This is a genomic window from Mycolicibacterium sp. lyk4-40-TYG-92 (assembly GCF_030209435.1).
Classification (GTDB): domain Bacteria; phylum Actinomycetota; class Actinomycetes; order Mycobacteriales; family Mycobacteriaceae; genus Mycobacterium.
Map to the genome: position 1 here is coordinate 417,302 of NZ_JARVRX010000010.1, position 16,947 is coordinate 434,248.

16 protein-coding genes are annotated in these 16,947 nt (G+C 65.5%); 11 read left to right on the top strand and 5 right to left on the bottom strand.

Annotation, left to right across the window (positions count from 1 at the left end; all coding sequences use genetic code 11):
• The first annotated feature begins 1 nt into the window (after position 1).
• From QRN63_RS16755 to QRN63_RS16800, 10 genes are read left to right on the top strand one after another with little or no spacing between them, the layout of a single operon-like run.
• On the top strand, positions 2-859 hold the full coding sequence (locus tag QRN63_RS16755) for an MlaE family ABC transporter permease (protein ID WP_410506010.1): 858 nt from the start codon (positions 2-4) through the stop codon (positions 857-859).
• Positions 859-2,379, top strand: coding sequence for an MlaD family protein (locus QRN63_RS16760; RefSeq protein ID WP_267316215.1), 1,521 nt, complete (start codon positions 859-861; stop codon positions 2,377-2,379). The genes QRN63_RS16755 and QRN63_RS16760 overlap by 1 nt, the downstream gene beginning before the upstream one ends.
• On the top strand, positions 2,376-3,425 hold the full coding sequence (locus tag QRN63_RS16765) for an MlaD family protein (protein WP_285031803.1): 1,050 nt from the start codon (positions 2,376-2,378) through the stop codon (positions 3,423-3,425). Before QRN63_RS16760 ends, QRN63_RS16765 begins: the two co-directional genes overlap by 4 nt.
• Entirely contained in the window at positions 3,422-4,486 is a 1,065-nt protein-coding gene (locus QRN63_RS16770) for an MCE family protein (RefSeq protein ID WP_267316217.1), read from the top strand. The genes QRN63_RS16765 and QRN63_RS16770 overlap by 4 nt, the downstream gene beginning before the upstream one ends.
• Complete coding sequence (locus QRN63_RS16775) at positions 4,483-5,691, top strand: MCE family protein (protein WP_285031804.1); 1,209 nt, start codon at positions 4,483-4,485, stop codon at positions 5,689-5,691. The genes QRN63_RS16770 and QRN63_RS16775 overlap by 4 nt, the downstream gene beginning before the upstream one ends.
• Entirely contained in the window at positions 5,688-6,806 is a 1,119-nt protein-coding gene (locus tag QRN63_RS16780; RefSeq protein ID WP_285031805.1) for an MCE family protein, read from the top strand. The genes QRN63_RS16775 and QRN63_RS16780 overlap by 4 nt, the downstream gene beginning before the upstream one ends.
• Positions 6,803-8,062 (top strand): MlaD family protein, encoded by a 1,260-nt coding sequence (locus QRN63_RS16785; RefSeq protein ID WP_285031806.1) that lies wholly within the window; start codon positions 6,803-6,805, stop codon positions 8,060-8,062. Before QRN63_RS16780 ends, QRN63_RS16785 begins: the two co-directional genes overlap by 4 nt.
• A gap of 25 nt (positions 8,063-8,087) precedes the next feature.
• Positions 8,088-8,717 carry an Rv1363c family protein gene (locus QRN63_RS16790; RefSeq protein ID WP_285031807.1) on the top strand — a complete coding sequence of 210 codons (630 nt, stop codon included), beginning with the start codon at positions 8,088-8,090 and terminating at the stop codon, positions 8,715-8,717.
• Positions 8,714-9,325, top strand: a complete 612-nt coding sequence (locus tag QRN63_RS16795) for an Rv1363c family protein (RefSeq protein ID WP_285031808.1) — start codon at positions 8,714-8,716, stop codon at positions 9,323-9,325. The genes QRN63_RS16790 and QRN63_RS16795 overlap by 4 nt, the downstream gene beginning before the upstream one ends.
• A gap of 22 nt (positions 9,326-9,347) precedes the next feature.
• On the top strand, positions 9,348-10,121 hold the full coding sequence (locus QRN63_RS16800) for a hypothetical protein (RefSeq protein WP_285031809.1): 774 nt from the start codon (positions 9,348-9,350) through the stop codon (positions 10,119-10,121).
• 53 nt (positions 10,122-10,174) lie between these two features.
• Here QRN63_RS16800 and QRN63_RS16805 read toward each other — a convergent pair whose 3' ends face one another.
• Together QRN63_RS16805 and QRN63_RS16810 are read right to left on the bottom strand one after the other, a co-directional pair.
• A complete protein-coding gene (locus QRN63_RS16805) occupies positions 10,175-11,314 on the bottom strand; it encodes an acyl-CoA dehydrogenase family protein (protein WP_285031810.1) in 1,140 nt (379 codons plus the stop codon).
• A 17-nt stretch (positions 11,315-11,331) separates the two neighbouring features.
• Positions 11,332-13,092, bottom strand: a complete 1,761-nt coding sequence (locus tag QRN63_RS16810; protein ID WP_285031811.1) for an AMP-dependent synthetase/ligase — start codon at positions 13,090-13,092, stop codon at positions 11,332-11,334.
• Between the two features lie 55 nt (positions 13,093-13,147).
• Between QRN63_RS16810 and QRN63_RS16815 the strand changes: the two genes are divergently transcribed.
• Positions 13,148-13,963 carry a TetR/AcrR family transcriptional regulator gene (locus tag QRN63_RS16815; protein ID WP_285031813.1) on the top strand — a complete coding sequence of 272 codons (816 nt, stop codon included), beginning with the start codon at positions 13,148-13,150 and terminating at the stop codon, positions 13,961-13,963.
• A 24-nt stretch (positions 13,964-13,987) separates the two neighbouring features.
• On the opposite strand, the gene QRN63_RS16820 is transcribed toward QRN63_RS16815, so the two are convergent.
• The 3 genes from QRN63_RS16820 to QRN63_RS16830 all read right to left on the bottom strand — a co-directional run bounded on the left by QRN63_RS16820 (position 13,988) and on the right by QRN63_RS16830 (position 16,925).
• Positions 13,988-14,494 carry an Abi-alpha family protein gene (locus QRN63_RS16820; protein ID WP_285031814.1) on the bottom strand — a complete coding sequence of 169 codons (507 nt, stop codon included), beginning with the start codon at positions 14,492-14,494 and terminating at the stop codon, positions 13,988-13,990.
• Positions 14,495-14,571: 77 nt separating this feature from the next.
• Positions 14,572-15,411: a short-chain dehydrogenase/reductase gene (locus tag QRN63_RS16825; RefSeq protein WP_285031815.1), complete on the bottom strand. Its 840-nt coding sequence runs from the start codon at positions 15,409-15,411 to the stop codon at positions 14,572-14,574.
• Complete coding sequence (locus QRN63_RS16830) at positions 15,408-16,925, bottom strand: flavin-containing monooxygenase (protein ID WP_285031816.1); 1,518 nt, start codon at positions 16,923-16,925, stop codon at positions 15,408-15,410. The genes QRN63_RS16825 and QRN63_RS16830 overlap by 4 nt, the downstream gene beginning before the upstream one ends.
• Positions 16,926-16,947 lie beyond the last annotated feature (22 nt).

Sequence of the window (16,947 nt, forward strand, 5' to 3'; positions counted from 1 at the left end):
CATGGCCGCTCCCTCAACATTCACCCCGGGCCTGCTGCGGCCGTTCACCGCGGTCGGCAACGGGCTGCTGAAGGCGGCCGGGCGCACCGGCCACATGATCGAGTTCTTCGGCAGGGTCGTGCTGGCCGTGCCGACGATGTGGTTGCGCTACCGGAAGGAACTGCTGCGGCTGCTGTCCGACATCACGTGGGGCAACGGCTCCATCGTGGTGGGCGGCGGCACGCTGAATGTGGCCGGCGTTTTGGGTGTCACGGCCGGCGCACTGGTCGCCGTCGAGGGCTACAACGCCCTGAATCTGCTGGGCCTGGGGCCCGCCACGGGTCTGGTCTCCTCGTTCGCGACGACCCGCGAACTGGCGCCGGCGATGATCGCGATGGCCTTCATCGCGCAGGCCGGCTGCCGGTTCACCGCGCAGCTCGGTGCCATGCGGATCAATGACGAGATCGACGCGCTGGACACCCTCGGCATCAACTCGGTGGCATACCTGGTGGCGACGCGGGTGGTGGCCTCGGTCATCGCGGTGGTTCCGCTGTTCCTCGCGGCGCTGGCCCTGGCCTACCTGTCGTGCCAGTTGGTCAGCGTCGTGGCCGGTCAGTCCACGGGTACCTACCTGCACTACTTCGGGTTGTTCCTCGAGGGCCGTGACGTGCTGTTCGCCACCGTCAAAGCGGTGATCTTCGTGTTCATCTCGTCGACCATCCAGTGCTACTACGGCTACTTCGCCTCCGGTGGCCCGGCCGGTGTCGGTGTGGCGGCCGGCCGGGCGATGCGCGGCAGTGTCACGGTCGTGATGATCGTCAACATGCTGCTCACCATGGCGCTGTGGGGCGTCATCAGTGGTGCGAGGTTCGGTGGCTGATGGGTAACTCGTTCGACCACGACCCGCGGGGCTCGACCGACCGCAAGCTGGGTGTCATCGGCCTGTGCTTCGCGGTGATCGCGTCGTTCGCCGCGGTCCTCATGGTGGTGAAATCGCAAGGCAAGCTGGACGATTTCGTCCGCGTCGAGCTCAAGCTCATCAATATCGGTGACGGTCTGCCGGAGCGGTCCGACGTCAAGTTCCGCGGTGTCATCGTCGGGATGGTGTCGGGTGTGACGCCGTCGCAGCACGGTCAGCCGAACGTGGTGCACGTCAACATCCAGCCGCAGTTCGCCGCGCAGATTCCCGACAACGTGACCGCTCGCGTGGTGCCCGCCAACATCTTTGCGGTATCGGCGGTGCAGCTGGTGCAGAACGGCGACGGGGCGCGCTCGATCCGTTCCGGTGACGTCGTGCTCGAAGACCAGACCTTGCCCACGGTGCTGTTCCAGAACGTGCTGGCCAAACTGCGCCAGCTCCTCAAGGCCGTCGGCCAGTCACCCGATGCCAACAATGTCGGCGTCTTCGCGGCCATCTCCGAGGCCACCCACGGCCGGGGACAGAAGATCACCGACGCCGGTCATGACGTGAACGCGATCATGCAGCAACTGAATACGGTCGTGAAGTCCGACGACACGGGGCCGACGACGTTGTCCGCACTGAAGGCCGCGGCCGAGAGCCTGCGTACGGTGTCGCCGGACCTGTTCACGGCGCTGGACAGCTCGGTACAGCCGATGCGGACGTTCGCCGAGAAGCGGACGCAGCTGACCAATTTTCTGTCGGGCGGCCTGAATACCACTGGCACGCTGGGGGATGCCTTCGAGCACCAGAGTGACCGGATGATCCAGGTCAGCACCGGCCTGACGCCCGCGATGGGTGTGCTGGCCGACCATGCCGGCGAATTCCACGGCGTCTCAACACGTTTGCAGGCCCTGGCCAACAAGATCTACGACGAAGGTGTCAATCAGGACACCGGCAACATCATCTGGAAGGCGGTCATCTCGATGAACCCGTCGCGCCAGTACACCCGGGCGGACTGCCCGCGGTACGGCGCGATGGAGGGTCCGAGCTGCCAGACCGCACCGGAAACCCCGACCGCGCCCGACCTCAAGCCCGGCCTGGAATCGATGGGTATGGCGACCCCGCCGTGGGTGACCGAGAACCGTCCCAACATTGCGCCGCCGCGCTTTTCGGTCCCGATCGTGCCGGAGTTTCCCGGCCCGCCGGACCCGAACGCGCCGCCCGCACCGCAGGCCGCGCCCGCACCGCAGCCGGCGCCCGTACCCCCGGGCCCGCCCTTGCCGGCCGAAGCCGGCGCACCCCCACCGGCCGGTCAGGTCCAGCAGCAGTCCGCACCGCTCTACGGCGGCACCGTGGGGCCGGTCGGCAGCCCGAGTGAGAAGGACCAGTTGAGCCAGATCGTCGGTGGCCCAGCCACATCCGCCACCCAGTTGTTGCTGGGCCCGGTGGCCCGAGGGCAGGACGTGCACGTCACTCCGATCCCGGAGGGGCAGCCATGAAATTGAAGCGCAGCACCGTCGTCTTCCTGACGCTGTTCCTGGTCTTCTCCGTGGCCGTCACCTGGATGGTCTTCGCCACCTTGCAGCGCAACGTCGCCGGGCCCACCTCGAGCTATTCGGCGATCTTCAGCGACGTGTCGGGTTTGGCCGAAGGCGACGATGTCCGGGTGGCCGGCGTCCGGGTCGGTCGCGTCGACAAGATCGAGCTGACGCCGGACAACCAGGCCAAAGTGTCGTTCCAGGTGCGCAGCAACCAGACGCTGTACACCAACACGCTGGCCTCGGTGACCTACCAGAACATCATCGGCCAGCGGTACCTGGGGTTGAGCCAGGGCGAAGGTGACAAGCGCAAACTTGCTGTCGGAGCGCAGATTCCGGAGAGCCGTACCAATCCGTCGTTCGACATCTCCTACATGCTCAACGGTTTCGAGCCACTGTTCACCGAGCTCGACCCGCAGCAGGTGGACAACCTGACCAATGCCATCATCACGGCGTTCCAGGGCAACCAGGGCTCGCTGCTGACCCTGACGACGCAGGCCTCGGTGTTGACGCAGACGCTCGCGGGTCCCGATGCGGCCCTGGGGGATTTGATCGCGAACCTGGACAGGCTGATGACGACGTTGGCTCAGCAGAGCACCAATCTGCAGACGATGCTGCACGAAACCTCGGTGTCGATCGCCGCCCTGAACAGCCGGCGCGATGAGCTGGTCTCCTCGGTGGGGTCCATCACCGCCAACGTGACACGGCTGTCGGCGATCGTCAACGCGATAACCCCGCAGATGCAGCAGTTCATCGACCGCGAGCCGGGCTTCCTGAAGTACAGCGTGACCGACGGCAAGCAACGCCTGGCGTACGCGGTGGCCAATGTGCCGTTGCTGCTCAAGGGACTTGCCCGCGCGGGCCAGGAAGGCACCTACATCGACGTCTACGTCTGCGACCTCGATTTCGGCCTGTGGCGCGGCTTGCTCAACTGGTTCCGGCGGTTCGTCGTCGCGGCGACGCCGGGCAACGGCAACGAGACCTGGCACACGGCGGTGTGCCGATGAGCAGCCTGTTCGGTGGCCCCCTCCGCCCGGCGAACATCCCGGGCGGACGCAAGCGAGTCCTGGAGGACTACAACAAGTTCTGGCTCGGTGTGATCGGCCTGACGGTCATCATCGTGATGGTCGCCGCCGTGGTGCTGATCAGCATCCTGGACGTCGGCAAGAAGCAGTACACCGCCGAGTTCGCCCAGGCCGCCGCGATCAAATCCGGCAACGCCGTGACCATCGCGGGCATCAACGTCGGCGAGGTGCAGAACGTCGAGCTGGCCGGTGACCACGTGGTCGTGACCTTCAAAGCCGACAAGAACGTCCGGCTGGGCACCGACACGCACGCGGCCATCAAACTCACGACCATCCTGGGCTCGCGGTACCTGGAGATCAGCCCGGCTGGTGCGGGCCATCTGCCCGGCAACACCATCAAGTTGAGTCATACCGAGGTGCCGTATGACCTGCAGAAGACGCTCGAGGGTGCGACCAGCACCCTGTCACCGCTCGATGCGGACAAGATCGCCGAGTCGGTGCGCGTGATGAGCGGCAGCCTGCAGGGTGTGCCCGACGCCCTGCCGGAGGCGCTGACCAACCTGAATTCGCTGGCCGGCGTCATCCAGTCGCGCCGCGACCAGCTCGGGACGCTGATCACCAACGCCGACACCATCGCCGCGCTGTTGCATCGGCAGAAGGCCGACCTCGGGGCACTTGTGTTGCAGGGCAACCAGATTCTCGGAGAGATCACTACCCGGCGGGCCGCGATGCAGCGGCTGTTCGACGGCGTGACGCTGCTCGCCGACCGCGCGCACACGCTCCTGGCCAACGAGCCGCAGCTCGACGCGCTGATCGCCAACCTGCACGAATTCGCCAAGCTCCTCGGCGAGCACGACGCTCTGGTCCGCAGCATCTTGCAGGTCGCACCGATCACCGCACGCAACATCGCCAACCTGACCGGTAGTGGCAACGGTGCCGACATCACCCTGCCCGCCGGGATCATGGTCGACTCCTGGATGTGCGCGATCAGCGGCCGCGCCCGCCAGTTCAACATCGTCGAGTACTTCAAGGACTGCAAATGAGTAAGCGTGCCTTGATGTTCGGGGCGATCGCCGTTATCGCGATCGTCGCGCTGGTGACGACCGCGGCGGCCGTGGCGCCGCGCGTGTGGCAACGCAACATCACCGTGACCGCGCACTTCCAGGACGCCGTCGGGTTGTATCCCGGTAACGCGGTGTCGGTGCTCGGTATGCAGGTGGGCAAGGTCGACTCGGTGGTGAACAAGGGTGGCTACATCGAAGTCACCATGGACATCGACAAGAAGATCCCGATCCCCAGCGACGTCACGGCCGCTACTGTGTCCGCCTCGATCCTCACGGACCGGCACGTCGAGCTGACCCCGCCCTACCGGGGCGGGAACAAACTGCGCGACGGTGATCTGATCGCGTTGGGCCACACCAGGACTCCGGTCGAGTTCGACAAGACGCTGTCGATGATCGACAAACTGGGTACCGCCCTGAAGGGCAACCCTCAGGGCGGTGGGCCGCTGGGTGATCTGGTGGACCTGGGGTCCCGGATCAGCTCGGAGAACAGCACGCAGATCAAGTCGACGCTGACCAAGTTGTCGGAGGCCCTCAAGGTCGGCCCCGATGGCGGTGCGAAGACAGAGAAGAACCTGCAGGAGATCATCCGCAGCGTCTCCGACCTGACCCAGTCCGCGGCCGAGAACGATGCCGCCATCCGCCAATTCGGCGGCAATGTGCACCAGTTGAGCGACATCCTCGCCGACCAGAATCTCGGGTCGGGGCGCACCGGGGCCAAGGCCAATGAGATCCTCGATGAGGTCAGCGGGCTGCTCGATCGCCACCGCGATCAACTCAAGGGCGCGTTCGGCGACTTGAACACCGTGACGCGGTCCCTCTCGGACAACAAGCGTGAGTTGGAAGAGACGCTGGACGTCCTGCCGCTGACCCTGGACAACGTCTACAACGTGCTGGACCCGGTGGGTGGCAGCATCCGCGGACATCTGTTGACCGACAAGCTGTTGGCCTACAACCAGCTGAACAAAGAACTGTGCAACCTGATGGGCCTCAAGCAATTGGGTTGCGCGACCGGCACATTGCAGGACTACGGCCCGGACTTCGGGTTGACGTCGATGATGGACCTGATGGCCAACGGTATCGGTCCGTCCGGTCAGGGCGAACCGCCCAAGCCGGGCGCGACACCCGCGACACCGTCGGCCACGCCGGCGCCCGCTGCGCCCGCGCCGGGAGGGCCGACGCGATGAGCGTGAAATCCGTTGTGCGAGGCGCACGCTGGGCAGGAGTTCTCGGCAGCGTGTTGGTGCTGACCGGTTGCGCAGCGGGCCTGGACAGCGTGCCGCTGCCGTCCCCGGGGTCCCGGGGCGGGACCTACAACCTCAACGCGGTGTTCACCGACGCGTTGAATCTGCCGTCGAAGGCGAAAGTGCGCCTGTACGGCGCGGACATCGGTGAAGTGACCTCGATAGAGGCCGTGGACTTCACCGCGATGGTGTCCATGCGGATCCGTCGGGATGTGCCACTGCCGGTGGGCAGTACGGCCGAATTGCGGTCGGCCACACCACTGGGCGACGTGTTCCTCCAGATTCGGCCACCGGACGACAAGGCAGACGGCGGTGCGTTGCTACGTAACGGCGACACCATCCCGTTGGGGTCGACCGCCGCGGCCCCGACGGTCGAGGAACTCCTCAACTCGCTGGCCATGCTCGTCAATGGCGGCGCCATCCGCGCCCTCACCACCGATGTCAACGGTGCCGGCCGGGTGGTCGGCGGTCGCGGCGAGAAGCTGGCCGGGCTGATCTCGGAGACCAACCAGTTCCTGGCGAAGATGACGGCGCGGTCGGCACAGCTGGACGCGACGTTGCGCAGCACGTCGAACATGGCAGCCGAGGTTGCCCGGCACCAGCAGAGCATCGACACCGCGCTGTCCGCCGGTGCCCCCGCGCTGGCGGTCCTCTCCGACAACACCACGCGAATCATGGACGTGGTGGACAACGTCGGCCGCATCACTCGGCAGCTGTCGAAGTTCCCGTCGATGCGGGGCACCGACACCCGCAGCGTCGCCGCCGATGTCAACAAGCTTTCGCAGGTGTTCAACGAGATCGCCTTGGACCCGAACATCTCGCTGACCGCCTTCAACCGGCTGATCGGCCTCCTGGTCAAAGCCACCAGTTCCACCGCGGTGCATGTGGAGGCGGAAATCTCCAGGATCGCGATCGGTGCACTGCCCGACAAGAACTACGCGGGCGACCCCGGTATCCACGGACCCGACGGCACCGACTGGCACCTGATGATCGGTAGCCTGCGCTACGAGTGGAACATGCTGCTCGGCCGCATCTACGGATCGGACCGGACCCGATGAACGCGCTGAACAGCCTGGTGGCGTTCATCATTCGGATCGTCAAGTCGGTGGCGAGCCGCAAGGTGGTGCTCGCGCTGTTCGGCCTGCTGCTCACCGCGGTGATCGCGTTCGGCTACATCGCCATCGACGGCCTGCGGTTCAACCCGTTCCACCGGACCATGGCCATCCGGATCCTGCTGCCCGAATCCGGTGGCCTGCTGACCAATCAGGACGTCACGTTGCGCGGCATCCCGATCGGCCACGTCGCGGCGGTCAACCTCACCAGCAGCGGTGTCGAGGCAGTGGCCTCCGTCGACTCGTCGGCCCACATCCCCACCGACAGCCCGGTGCGGGTTTCCGGTCTGTCCGCGGCGGGGGAGCAGTACCTGGACTTCCGGCCGGAGCATGGCGGTGGACCGTATCTCACTGACGGCGCGGTGATTTCGGGCAAGCAGGCCAGCATCCCGGTGACGCTGCCGCATATCATCGACCACAGTCGCGGCGCGCTGGCGCAGCTCGATGCCGACAAGCTCGGCAAGATGTTCAACGAGTTGCACGTCACCAAGGACGGACCGCGCAAGCTTGCGGCGATCCTGGACGGCGCGAGCTTGTTGGCCAACACCGTGGATTCGGTGCTGCCGGAGACTGTGAGCATGATCCGGACCACCCGCGTCGTGTTCAGCACTGTCGCCGATGTGCGTCCGGGGCTGGCGGCCACCACGAACGACCTGACCAAAGTGCTCGACGGCGTGAACAGGATGGACGGCGGTTTCCGTACCCTGGTCGAGCGTGGTGAACCGCAGCTCGCGACGCTGGACAACCTGATCGCCGACAACCGGCAGAACGTGGTGCAGATCCTCGGCAACCTGACCACGGCCTCGCAGGTGATCTACCAACGCATTCCGGGCCTGGAGTACATCTGGCGGCCGGACCGGGACCCGTTCATCGACCGGTTCGCCTCCGTCGTTCACGACGGCGGTGTCTGGGCGATCGGTGACATCTACCCGAAGTACCGGTGCGACTACAACCTGCCGCGGCACCCTCCGTCGGACGCGAGTTTCCCCGAGCCGTACAAGTACACCTACTGTGAGGATCAGGATCCATCGTTGTTGGTCCGCGGTGCCCGCAACGCGCCGCGGCCGCCGGGTGACGACACTGCCGGTCCGCCGCCGGGGTATGACCCCCACGCGGTGACCGACAAGACACCGCACTACCCGGGCTACACGATCGACACTCCATACGGAGGTCCGTCGTACCCGATCCCGATGCCGAACTGACGGTCCACGAGACACGCGAGAAGTGATGAGTAAACGAACTGCCAGTGCCGATGTATTCGACCAGGTGCACGACACCGAGACCGAAGGGGCCGAACCGTCGGGTGAGGCCGCTGCCGCCGAGGTGACGGGGGCGGCCGCGGCTGCGGAGAACGCGGAACCGGCTGCGGCGGCGTCGAAGCGCCGGGTCGGGCTGGCCGCGGTGGTGTGTGCCTTGCTGTTCGCGCTGTTGGTGTCCGGGCTGGGCTTTCTGGGCTGGCGGCAGTACGAGCAGTACCAGGTCAACGCCGCGAGTGCCGCGGCGCTGCAGGCGGCCAAGGACTACGCCGTGGTACTGACCACGTTGGACGCAAAGAACATCGACGAGAACTACCGCAAGTCGCTCGACGGTTCCACCGGTGAGTTCAAGGATGCCTACAGTCAGGGCGCCACGCAGCTGCGGCAGGTCCTGATCGACAACAAGGCCTCCGGGACGGGCATTGTCGTCGCGGCCGCGGTCAAGTCGGCGACGCCCGACAAGGTCGAGGTGCTGCTATTCGTCGACCAGTCGATCACCAACGCGAACAACCCGAGCCCGCGCATCGACCGCAACCGCATCGACATGACCATGGACAAGGTCGGCGACCGCTGGCTGGCCAGTAGGGTCGAAATCCTGTGACCGGCAAGGAAACCGAGGTCGCCGGCGTCGACGTGGACGAGGTGGCCGACGAGGCCGAGCCGTTCACGCCGGCCGAGCTCACCGAGCCCAAGGCCCCGAAAACGTATGCCATCCGGCGCAGCCTCTGCTGGGTGGTGGCTGTCGTGATCATCGCACTGTCGGTGGCGGCGGGCACCGCGTGGGCACTGCTCTACGCCCAGCATCAGCGCGACGCCGAAGCGGCGGAAGCTCTTGCGGCGGCGCGCAGTTACGCGGTCATGCTGACCACCACCGACCAGAACACGATCGACAAGAACTTCGCGGACGTGCTCGGCGGCGCGACGGGCGAGTTCAAGGACGCGTACAGCAAGGCCGCGGCCACCATGCGAAAGATGCTGATCGACAACAAGGTCGGCACGACGGGTGTGGTCGAGGACGCTGCGGTCAAGGACGTGCGCGGCGACGACGTCGACGTGCTGCTGTCGGTGAAGCAGGACGTCACCAGTGCCGGCGTGAAAGAGAAGCGGACCGACTACGTCAGTGTGTCGATGACGATGCGCAAGGTGGGCGACAGGTGGCTGGCGGCCGAGGTGCTGCTCGCCGGAGCGGACGGTAAGCGTGGCAAGTAGAGTCCGGGCGGCGCTGGCTGCCGTGGGAACCACAGTTGTTGCTACGACGTGTTTTGCCGGCTCCCCCTCCGCCCATGCTGCGATCGAGGGCTTCTGTGCCGGGCTCGGCGCGGTCTGGGACGGCGGCGCCTGCACTGCGGTGGTCAAGTCTCAGCGCGAAGCGGAAATGCTTCTGACGCTGCGGGTTCCGGCCGAACTGATCGACAACCCGACCGCCGGACCGGTATTACGCGACTACTACACGCGGCTGTTCAACGGCTGGCGTGCGACCGGCAACACCACGCCGCGGGACAGCAGTGCGCGCGCCGACTACGAGATCATCCCGGGGCCCGGTGGGCTGCAGTCGGTGGTGGTGCACGAGACGTTCGAGCCCTTCGGTATCCAATCCAACAACGCCTATCGGTCATTCCTCTTCGACATGAATACCGGCCGCCGACTGTACCTCCCGGACCTGTTCCGGCCGGGAGTCAATGCGAACCAGGCGGTTTCGGCCGCGGCTGCACCGATCCTGCCGCCGGTGCTCGACGCGGCCGCGCCGCCGCATGCGCCGGGCACCTATCCGTTCACCGTGGAGGAGTTCCAGCCCGACGGTGACGGCCCCGGATATTCGGGCAACTACCGTGCCTTCGCGCTCACCGGTGATTCACTGCGCCTCTACATGCCGGACCAGCCGCTGTCCCGCGAAAGCCCCAGCCCGCGGGACCGTTTCAGTTGGTCCATGGACGGTGGCACCGTTGTGGCCAACGTCCCGTTGGCTGCGTTGGCGGGTCAGCTGAAGCCGCAGTACGGCGGCTGACCGGGTCGGTCTCGGTCACTGTGCTCGGGCAGCTACCGCGTTGTCGTGCCGGACTAGAGATGACGAGCGATGAGGTCCTTCATGACCTCGTTGGCGCCGGCGTAGATCCGAGAGATCCGACTGTCGACGAACAGTCGGGAGATGGGGTATTCCTCCATGTATCCGTAGCCGCCATGTAGTTGCAGGCAGCGGTCGACCACTTGCGTCTGTTGATCGGAGCACCAGAGTTTGATCTGCGCGGCGCGTTTGACGTCGAGTTCGCCGCGGATGTGACGCTGAATCGCGTCGTCGACGAATGTACGCATGACGTCGATCACGGTGGCGATGTCGGCCAGCTCGAAACGCGTATTCTGCAGGGCGAAAAGGGGTTTACCGAACACGTGGCGTTCCTTGACGTACGCCAGCGTGTGGTCGTAGGCGGCTTCGACCGCTCCCAGTGCGGCGACGCCGACGATCAGCCGCTCCTGCGGCAACTGCTGCATCAGCTGGATGAAGCCGCGACCCTCGACGCCACCGAGCAGGTTTTCCGCGGGGACGCGGAGTTCATCGAAGAACAGTTCGGTGGTGTCCTGCCCTTTCTGGCCGATCTTCTTCAACTTGCGACCGCGCTGGAATCCCGGAGTGTCGTCGCGAACCTCGGCCGCGAACAGCGACAATCCGGCTGCACCCTGCTGCGGATCGGTCTTGGCCGCGATGATGATGAGGTCGCATGTCGCACCGTTCGAGATGAACGTCTTGGCGCCGGAGATGACGTATTCGTCTCCCACGCGCACCGCCCGCGTCGAAATGGCCTGCAGGTCCGACCCAGTACCCGGTTCCGTCATGGCGATCGCGCCGATCCACTCGCCGGCGGCGAGTTTGGGCAGCCAGCGCAGCTTCTGCTCGGAGCTGGCGTAGGCGTTCAGGTAATGCGGGACGATGCCCGCGTGCACGCCCAACTGCATGGACAGATCACCGGCATGGGCCTGTTCCCGAAAAAGCACCGCCTCGTGCGCGAAAGTTGCCCCACCGCCGCCGAATTCCTCCGGTATCGACATCAGTAGCAACCCCAAGTCGCCGGCACGGCGATACAACGCGCGGTCGGGCTCTCCGGCGGCGGCGAACTCCTCATGACGGGGGGCGACTTCCTTGGTGAAGAAGTCGCGGGCCAAACCGGCCAGGTCGGCGAGTTCGTGCGTCGATGCGTGGGTCACTGTCTTGTTCCTCTCGTTCAACGCGCGTACAGCGCGTCGATCTGTGCGGCATATTTTTCGGCGATGGGTGCGCGGCGCAGCTTGAGCGTCGGCGTCAGCTCATCCCCACCGGGAATCCAATACTGCGGCAGGACCTTCCAACTTCGAATCTGCTCTACCCGGGACAGCCGGGTGTTAGCCGACGCCACCGCATCAGACACAGCTCGCTGTGTCGCCTCGTGGCCGACCAGATCATCGACGCCGGCGCCGCCGAATCCATGCCGGGAGGCGAAATCAGCGGCAGCATCGGGGTCGAGCGTGATCAGCGCCGCGATGTGTGGACGATTGTCGCCGATGGCGGCGACGGCGCCGATCAGGGGGCTGGCCGCTTTCAGTGCGCCCTCGATGTTGCTGGGGGACATGTTCTTTCCGCCGGAGTTGATGATCAACTCCTTCTTCCGGTCGACGATGCGCAGATACCCCTCGGCATCGAGCGAGCCGATGTCGCCCGTGTGGATCCAGCCGTCGGCATCGAGGATCTCCGCGGTGCGGCCGGGATCGCGGCGGTATCCGCGCATCACTCCACACCCACGGACCAGTATCTCGCCGTCGGCGGCCAGTTTGAGCTGCGTGCCCGGGATCGGTTTACCCACAGTGCCGAGCTTGAGCCGGTCTCTCGGGTTGACGGTTGTCACCGCGGAGGTCTCCGACATGCCCCAGGCCTCCAACACGGGAACACCGACCGCAAGCATGAACTCGAGTACGGAAACGTCGATGGGTGCGGCGCCCGACACGGCAGCGCTCAGTTGATCCATCCCGAGGCGGGCCCGAATCTTCGATAACACCAGCACATCTGCCGCGGCGGCGGCGGCTTCGTCGAGCAGTCCCAACCGGCCTCCGGCCAGGGTGGCTCCCGCCTTCTTCTTGCCGGCCGCCAGTGCCCACCGTGCGAGCGCGCCTGCCGGTCCGGCCTGCTCGGCGATGAGCGACTCGACTCGAGCGCGAATCTTGTACCAGAGCATCGGCACCGCGACGAAGAATGTCGGGTGCACGCGGCCCAGTACGTCGATCAGCCCCTTCGGGTCGTCGACATCGGTGACCGTGAGGCCGAAGTACATCGGCGCGTACTGGCCGATCCAACGATTGATCAGGTGCGCATCGGGCAGATAGGACAGCACTCGCCCGCCGGTGAGATTGCCGACCACACTGGGGATCACCTCGAGCTGGTACAGCAGATTGCCGTGCGTCAGCTCGACGCCTTTGGGATGCCCTGTGGTCCCGCTGGTGTAGATGAGGGTCAGGATGTCGTCGCGCTGAACGGCCTTCCAAGCGGCGTCGAAGTCGAAGTCGTCAGCACCACCGTCAGTTACCTCGTCGAGGGTGAGCACACCGTGGTTCGGCTCGTCGACGGAGATCACGTGGCGCACATCGGTGCCCGATGAGGCGGCGAGCACCTTCTCCAGATATTGCGCCTCACTGACCACGACTGCCGGCCGGGCGTTCTCGAACAGGTACGTGATCTGCGCAGCGGTGCTCGTGTTGTACACCGAAAAGCCGACCGCACCAAGGTGCATCGCCGCGGCGTCGACAACGTGGAACTCCGCGCGATTGGTGAGCATCATCGCCACCACATCGCCACGGCGCACACCCAGCGCGGCCAATCCCGCGGCCACCCGTTGAACCCGGTCGCCGTACTGCGACCATGTCAACGCCACTGTGCCGTCGGCGCGGCAGATCGCCGCGCTGTGGCCGAGCTCGGCAACGCGCCGTTGGAAATGCGCGCACAGACTTTCGCTCATCACAAACCCTTCTCGCAGCAGTGCCAGGCGGGTCCGGACCGGGGGTGCGGCCGCAATGGCTCAGGCTGAAACAGTAGAACATATTGCGTATGATTGTTTCAATCGCGACGGCCGTGTGGTCATGCCCACCGCGTTCGAGGAGTGCGGCGGTAAGCGAAATGCCTTGTCCGACAGAAAGAGAGCCGTGTTGTTGGCAACCCGACGTCAACCGGATGGTGCTTGCTGTCCGGTGAGTTTGACGGCCACTGACAGTCCGAGCGCCGTCGCTCGTGACCGCACGAGCACCACCAACCGTGGTGATCACGCCCGTACGGCGATCTTGACGGCGCTGCGCGCGCTGCTGGATCGGAACCCGATTTCCGAGGTTTCGGTGCAGGCGATCACTCGGCAGGCCGGCGTCACCCGAACCGCGTTCTATTTCTATTTCGAATCCAAGTACTCCGCTCTGGCGGAACTGCTGAACGGACGTACCACTGCCGCGATGCTCGATCAATCGTTCGCGTTGCGGATACCGGGAGAGTGCACGCCGGCTTTGATCGCACGTGTCATCGCCGGGATCCGTGCCGCTCTGGCGGCCGACGATCCGGTGTGGGCGTCGTGTCGCGCATCGGCAGGCTATGAACCGGAGATCGCCGAAATCGTCGCCGGTGTAGAGGAGGCGATCACTGGCCGCATCGTGGAGATCGTGTCGGCCGAAGTACATCAAGGCGCCCAACCGATCTCGACCGACCTTCCTGCGCTGGTACGTGTCCTGACCACAGCGACGGTCGCCGGGTGCGCGCCCGCGCGCATCGCCACCCAGTCCGGCCACCTCGATCGCGCCACCGATGCGGTGTCGGCACTGTGGCGGAACGCGTTGTGGCCCAGGTAGTTCGACAAGTCGTGCGCGGTGGCGCTACTTGCCGCTCATCGTTGCCGTCCACAGCTCGCGACCCAGGTCCGACAGGCGCAGACTGAGCCGTTCCACCCGAATGGACTGCCGCACCCTGTGGGCATCGGCGATGGCGCGCATGACGCCGGGCTCGGCCATGAGCACTTCGTAGCCGGGCGCGGATCCGGCTGCCTGTGTCCCGATTTCAACCAGACCGAGCCGCAGCAGATTGGCGACGTACATCGGCACCATGGTCGGCAGTGTCACGCCTGCGGTGCGGCCGATCAGCGATGTATTGGTCAGGACGGCTCGAGGCAACGACCACCGGCGCGACTGCGCGTAGACGTTGACGAGGGGAGACGTGGTGCCGTCTGACAGCGCCCGCAGAATCCGTGCCTCGTCGGCAACAAGCTGGTCGACGATGCGGTGGTAGAGCTCCAACCGGGTCTCGCCTGTGCTCTGCTCCAGCGAGCGGTCCAGCAGCCCGGCCATTTTGGTGTGCAGGCCGTGCACGTCGGAGGTGGTGACCATCGTTTCCTCTCATTTCTGGGGGCGGTGCGTTCGGCTGGTGCTGGGTGGTGACCGGTTTTCCACTGCGGGACAGCGTGTTATCGCTCCAGTTGCCGGATGATGCTGGCCACCGCCGGATTGGCCGCGAGTTGTTGGTCGAGGACCACATTGATGACACCGCGAAGCCAGGCGTAGGGCATCCATACTCGCGGAACCGTGCTACTGGCTTTGCGCCGGCCGACTGCGTCGACAATGCTCGCGGCGGCCTGGCCGGCGTCGATGCGCTGGTTCAACGGCCAGGGCAGCAATTCGCCGATCCGTTGGCCCATGGGATCGTCGTCGAGCGTCGTGCGGGCCAGCGCCGTGTCGACAATTCCGAAGTAGGAGATTCCGACCGTCACCCCATGCGCCGCCAGCTCGATCCGTAGCGCCCGCCCGAGCTGCTCGACCCCGGCCTTGCTGATCATGTATGCCGCGCCGCCCATACCCGGTGCGAACGCGGCGCACGACCCGATGAGCTGAATGTGTCCGCGACTGGAGATGATGTGCTCGGTTGTCGCGCGCACCGTGCGTACCGCACCCAGCAGATTGATGTCGATGACCCGTTGGAACACATCGGGTTCGATGGTGCGCAGGGTCGCCGGCGGTGGTGTGACGCCGGCGTTGGCGACCACAACATCGATGCGTCCCCAGGTCTGCACCACCTGGTCGGCTGCCGCGGTCAAGGCCCCGGCATCGCGTACATCGGCGACGACGCTGATGCTGTCGTTGCCCAGCTGTGCCCGGGCCTTCCCGAGTTTCTCCTCATCGACGTCGACGAGGACCACCCGGGAACCGGCCGCGACGAACCGGGAAGCTGCTTCGAACCCGATGCCCTGTGCCGCGCCGGTGACGAAAACCACTGCGCCAGAAAGATTCATCGCTGCACGTGCGGTCATCGTCCGACCACCAACTCGATGTCGGCGGACGCGGGCGGCACGGTCGCGTAGCGGATGTCGAACTCCGCGAGGCGAACTCGGCGCATCTGGCGTCGGAATGTGAAGACGAAACCCGGCCAGAAGGTGAAGTTGCGCCCGGACGGGCTCAAGTAGTAGCTCTGGCAACCACCCGAGTTCCACACCGAGTCTGCAAGACGCCGGTCGACGTGCTCGACAAAGTTGTCGAGGGTGCCATCGGAAACCTCGATACTGCGGATCCGGCGGTGGCGCATCTGCGCGATGGCGTCGAGCACGAAGTCGAGCTGTGCTTCGATCGTCACGATCTGCGACGTATAGACCACCGAGTTCGGACCGAGAATCATGAAGAGATTCGGAAAACCCGGAATGACGGTGCCCAAGTGCGCCTTCATCTCTCCGCCGGCCCACACCTGTGCGAGGCTGCGACCATCTCGGCCGTGGATCCGGGTGAAGCCCTCGTTGTGGGCCAGTTTGAACCCGGTTCCGAACACGATGGCATCGAGGCGATGGTGTACACCGTCGGCGGTTTCGATGCCGTCCGTGGTGACCCGCCGGATCGCCGAGGTCTCGACGACGGTGTTGTCCGCCGCCAGCGCGGGGTAGTAGGTGTTGGAGAACGTCGGGCGTTTGCATCCGAACGCGTACCGCGGTGTCAGCTTTTCCCGGAGGTTCTCATCCCGGACCTGCCGACGGAGATGCCACTTCCCGGCGGCTGCCATCGGCTGCAGCAGCGCCGGGAGATGCACCAGACCGGGCACCATCGCTTCCTGGACCAGGCTTACCGCCGCGCGTGCCGCTTGCTGGACGAATGGGGCCGTGCGGAACACCGAACGCACCGCGGGCCCGACCGGGCGGTCCGGATGCGGCAGGATCCACGTCGGGGTTCGCTGGAAGACGACCAGTTTGGCGGTATCGGGCTGAATCTGCGGGATGAATTGCACGGCCGAAGCACCGGTGCCGATGACACCGACCGCCTTTCCATGAAGGTCGACGTCATGACGCCACTGTGCGGAGTGAAATGCCGGGCCCGAGAAGTCCTCGAGTCCTGGAAGATCCGGGATCGACGGTTCGCTGAACGGCCCGGTGGCGACGATCAGAACGGTCGCGGTGAAACGCTGACCGCGCGCGACGATCTGCCACACCTGCCCCATGTCATCCCAGGACGCGTCGGTGACATCGTGACCGAGCCGAATATGTGGCCGGATGCCACCGTCGTCGACGCATCTTTCGATGTAGGACTTCAGTTCTCGCTGTAACGGATAGAGACGGGTCCAGTCCGGATTCGGGGCAAAAGAGTACGAGTACAACACCGACGGGATATCGCACTGCGCTCCCGGATAGGTGTTCGCCTGCCACGTCCCACCGATGTCGGCCGCCCGCTCGAACACGAGAAAGTCGCTGTCGCCGGAATCTTTGAGCCGCATCGCCGCGCCGATCCCGCCGAATCCGGCACCGATGATCGCGGTATGGACATGTGTGGGCGTGGGTTTCGTCATTGGTGTGTCCTTGTTGAGTGCC

Bases quoted from the DNA above. Each gene is read 5' to 3' on its own strand.
- QRN63_RS16770 (WP_267316217.1), top strand. From the start codon at position 3,422: ATGAGCAGCCTGTTCGGTGGCCCCCTCCGCCCGGCGAACATCCCGGGC.
- QRN63_RS16755 (WP_410506010.1), top strand. From the start codon at position 2: ATGGCCGCTCCCTCAACATTCACCCCGGGCCTGCTGCGGCCGTTCACC.
- QRN63_RS16810 (WP_285031811.1), bottom strand. From the start codon at position 13,092: ATGAGCGAAAGTCTGTGCGCGCATTTCCAACGGCGCGTTGCCGAGCTC.
- QRN63_RS16815 (WP_285031813.1), top strand. From the start codon at position 13,148: ATGGCTCAGGCTGAAACAGTAGAACATATTGCGTATGATTGTTTCAAT.
- QRN63_RS16790 (WP_285031807.1), top strand. From the start codon at position 8,088: ATGAGTAAACGAACTGCCAGTGCCGATGTATTCGACCAGGTGCACGAC.
- QRN63_RS16785 (WP_285031806.1), top strand. From the start codon at position 6,803: ATGAACGCGCTGAACAGCCTGGTGGCGTTCATCATTCGGATCGTCAAG.
- QRN63_RS16820 (WP_285031814.1), bottom strand. From the start codon at position 14,494: ATGGTCACCACCTCCGACGTGCACGGCCTGCACACCAAAATGGCCGGG.
- QRN63_RS16765 (WP_285031803.1), top strand. From the start codon at position 2,376: ATGAAATTGAAGCGCAGCACCGTCGTCTTCCTGACGCTGTTCCTGGTC.
- QRN63_RS16775 (WP_285031804.1), top strand. From the start codon at position 4,483: ATGAGTAAGCGTGCCTTGATGTTCGGGGCGATCGCCGTTATCGCGATC.
- QRN63_RS16780 (WP_285031805.1), top strand. From the start codon at position 5,688: ATGAGCGTGAAATCCGTTGTGCGAGGCGCACGCTGGGCAGGAGTTCTC.
- QRN63_RS16825 (WP_285031815.1), bottom strand. From the start codon at position 15,411: ATGACCGCACGTGCAGCGATGAATCTTTCTGGCGCAGTGGTTTTCGTC.
- QRN63_RS16760 (WP_267316215.1), top strand. From the start codon at position 859: ATGGGTAACTCGTTCGACCACGACCCGCGGGGCTCGACCGACCGCAAG.
- QRN63_RS16830 (WP_285031816.1), bottom strand. From the start codon at position 16,925: ATGACGAAACCCACGCCCACACATGTCCATACCGCGATCATCGGTGCC.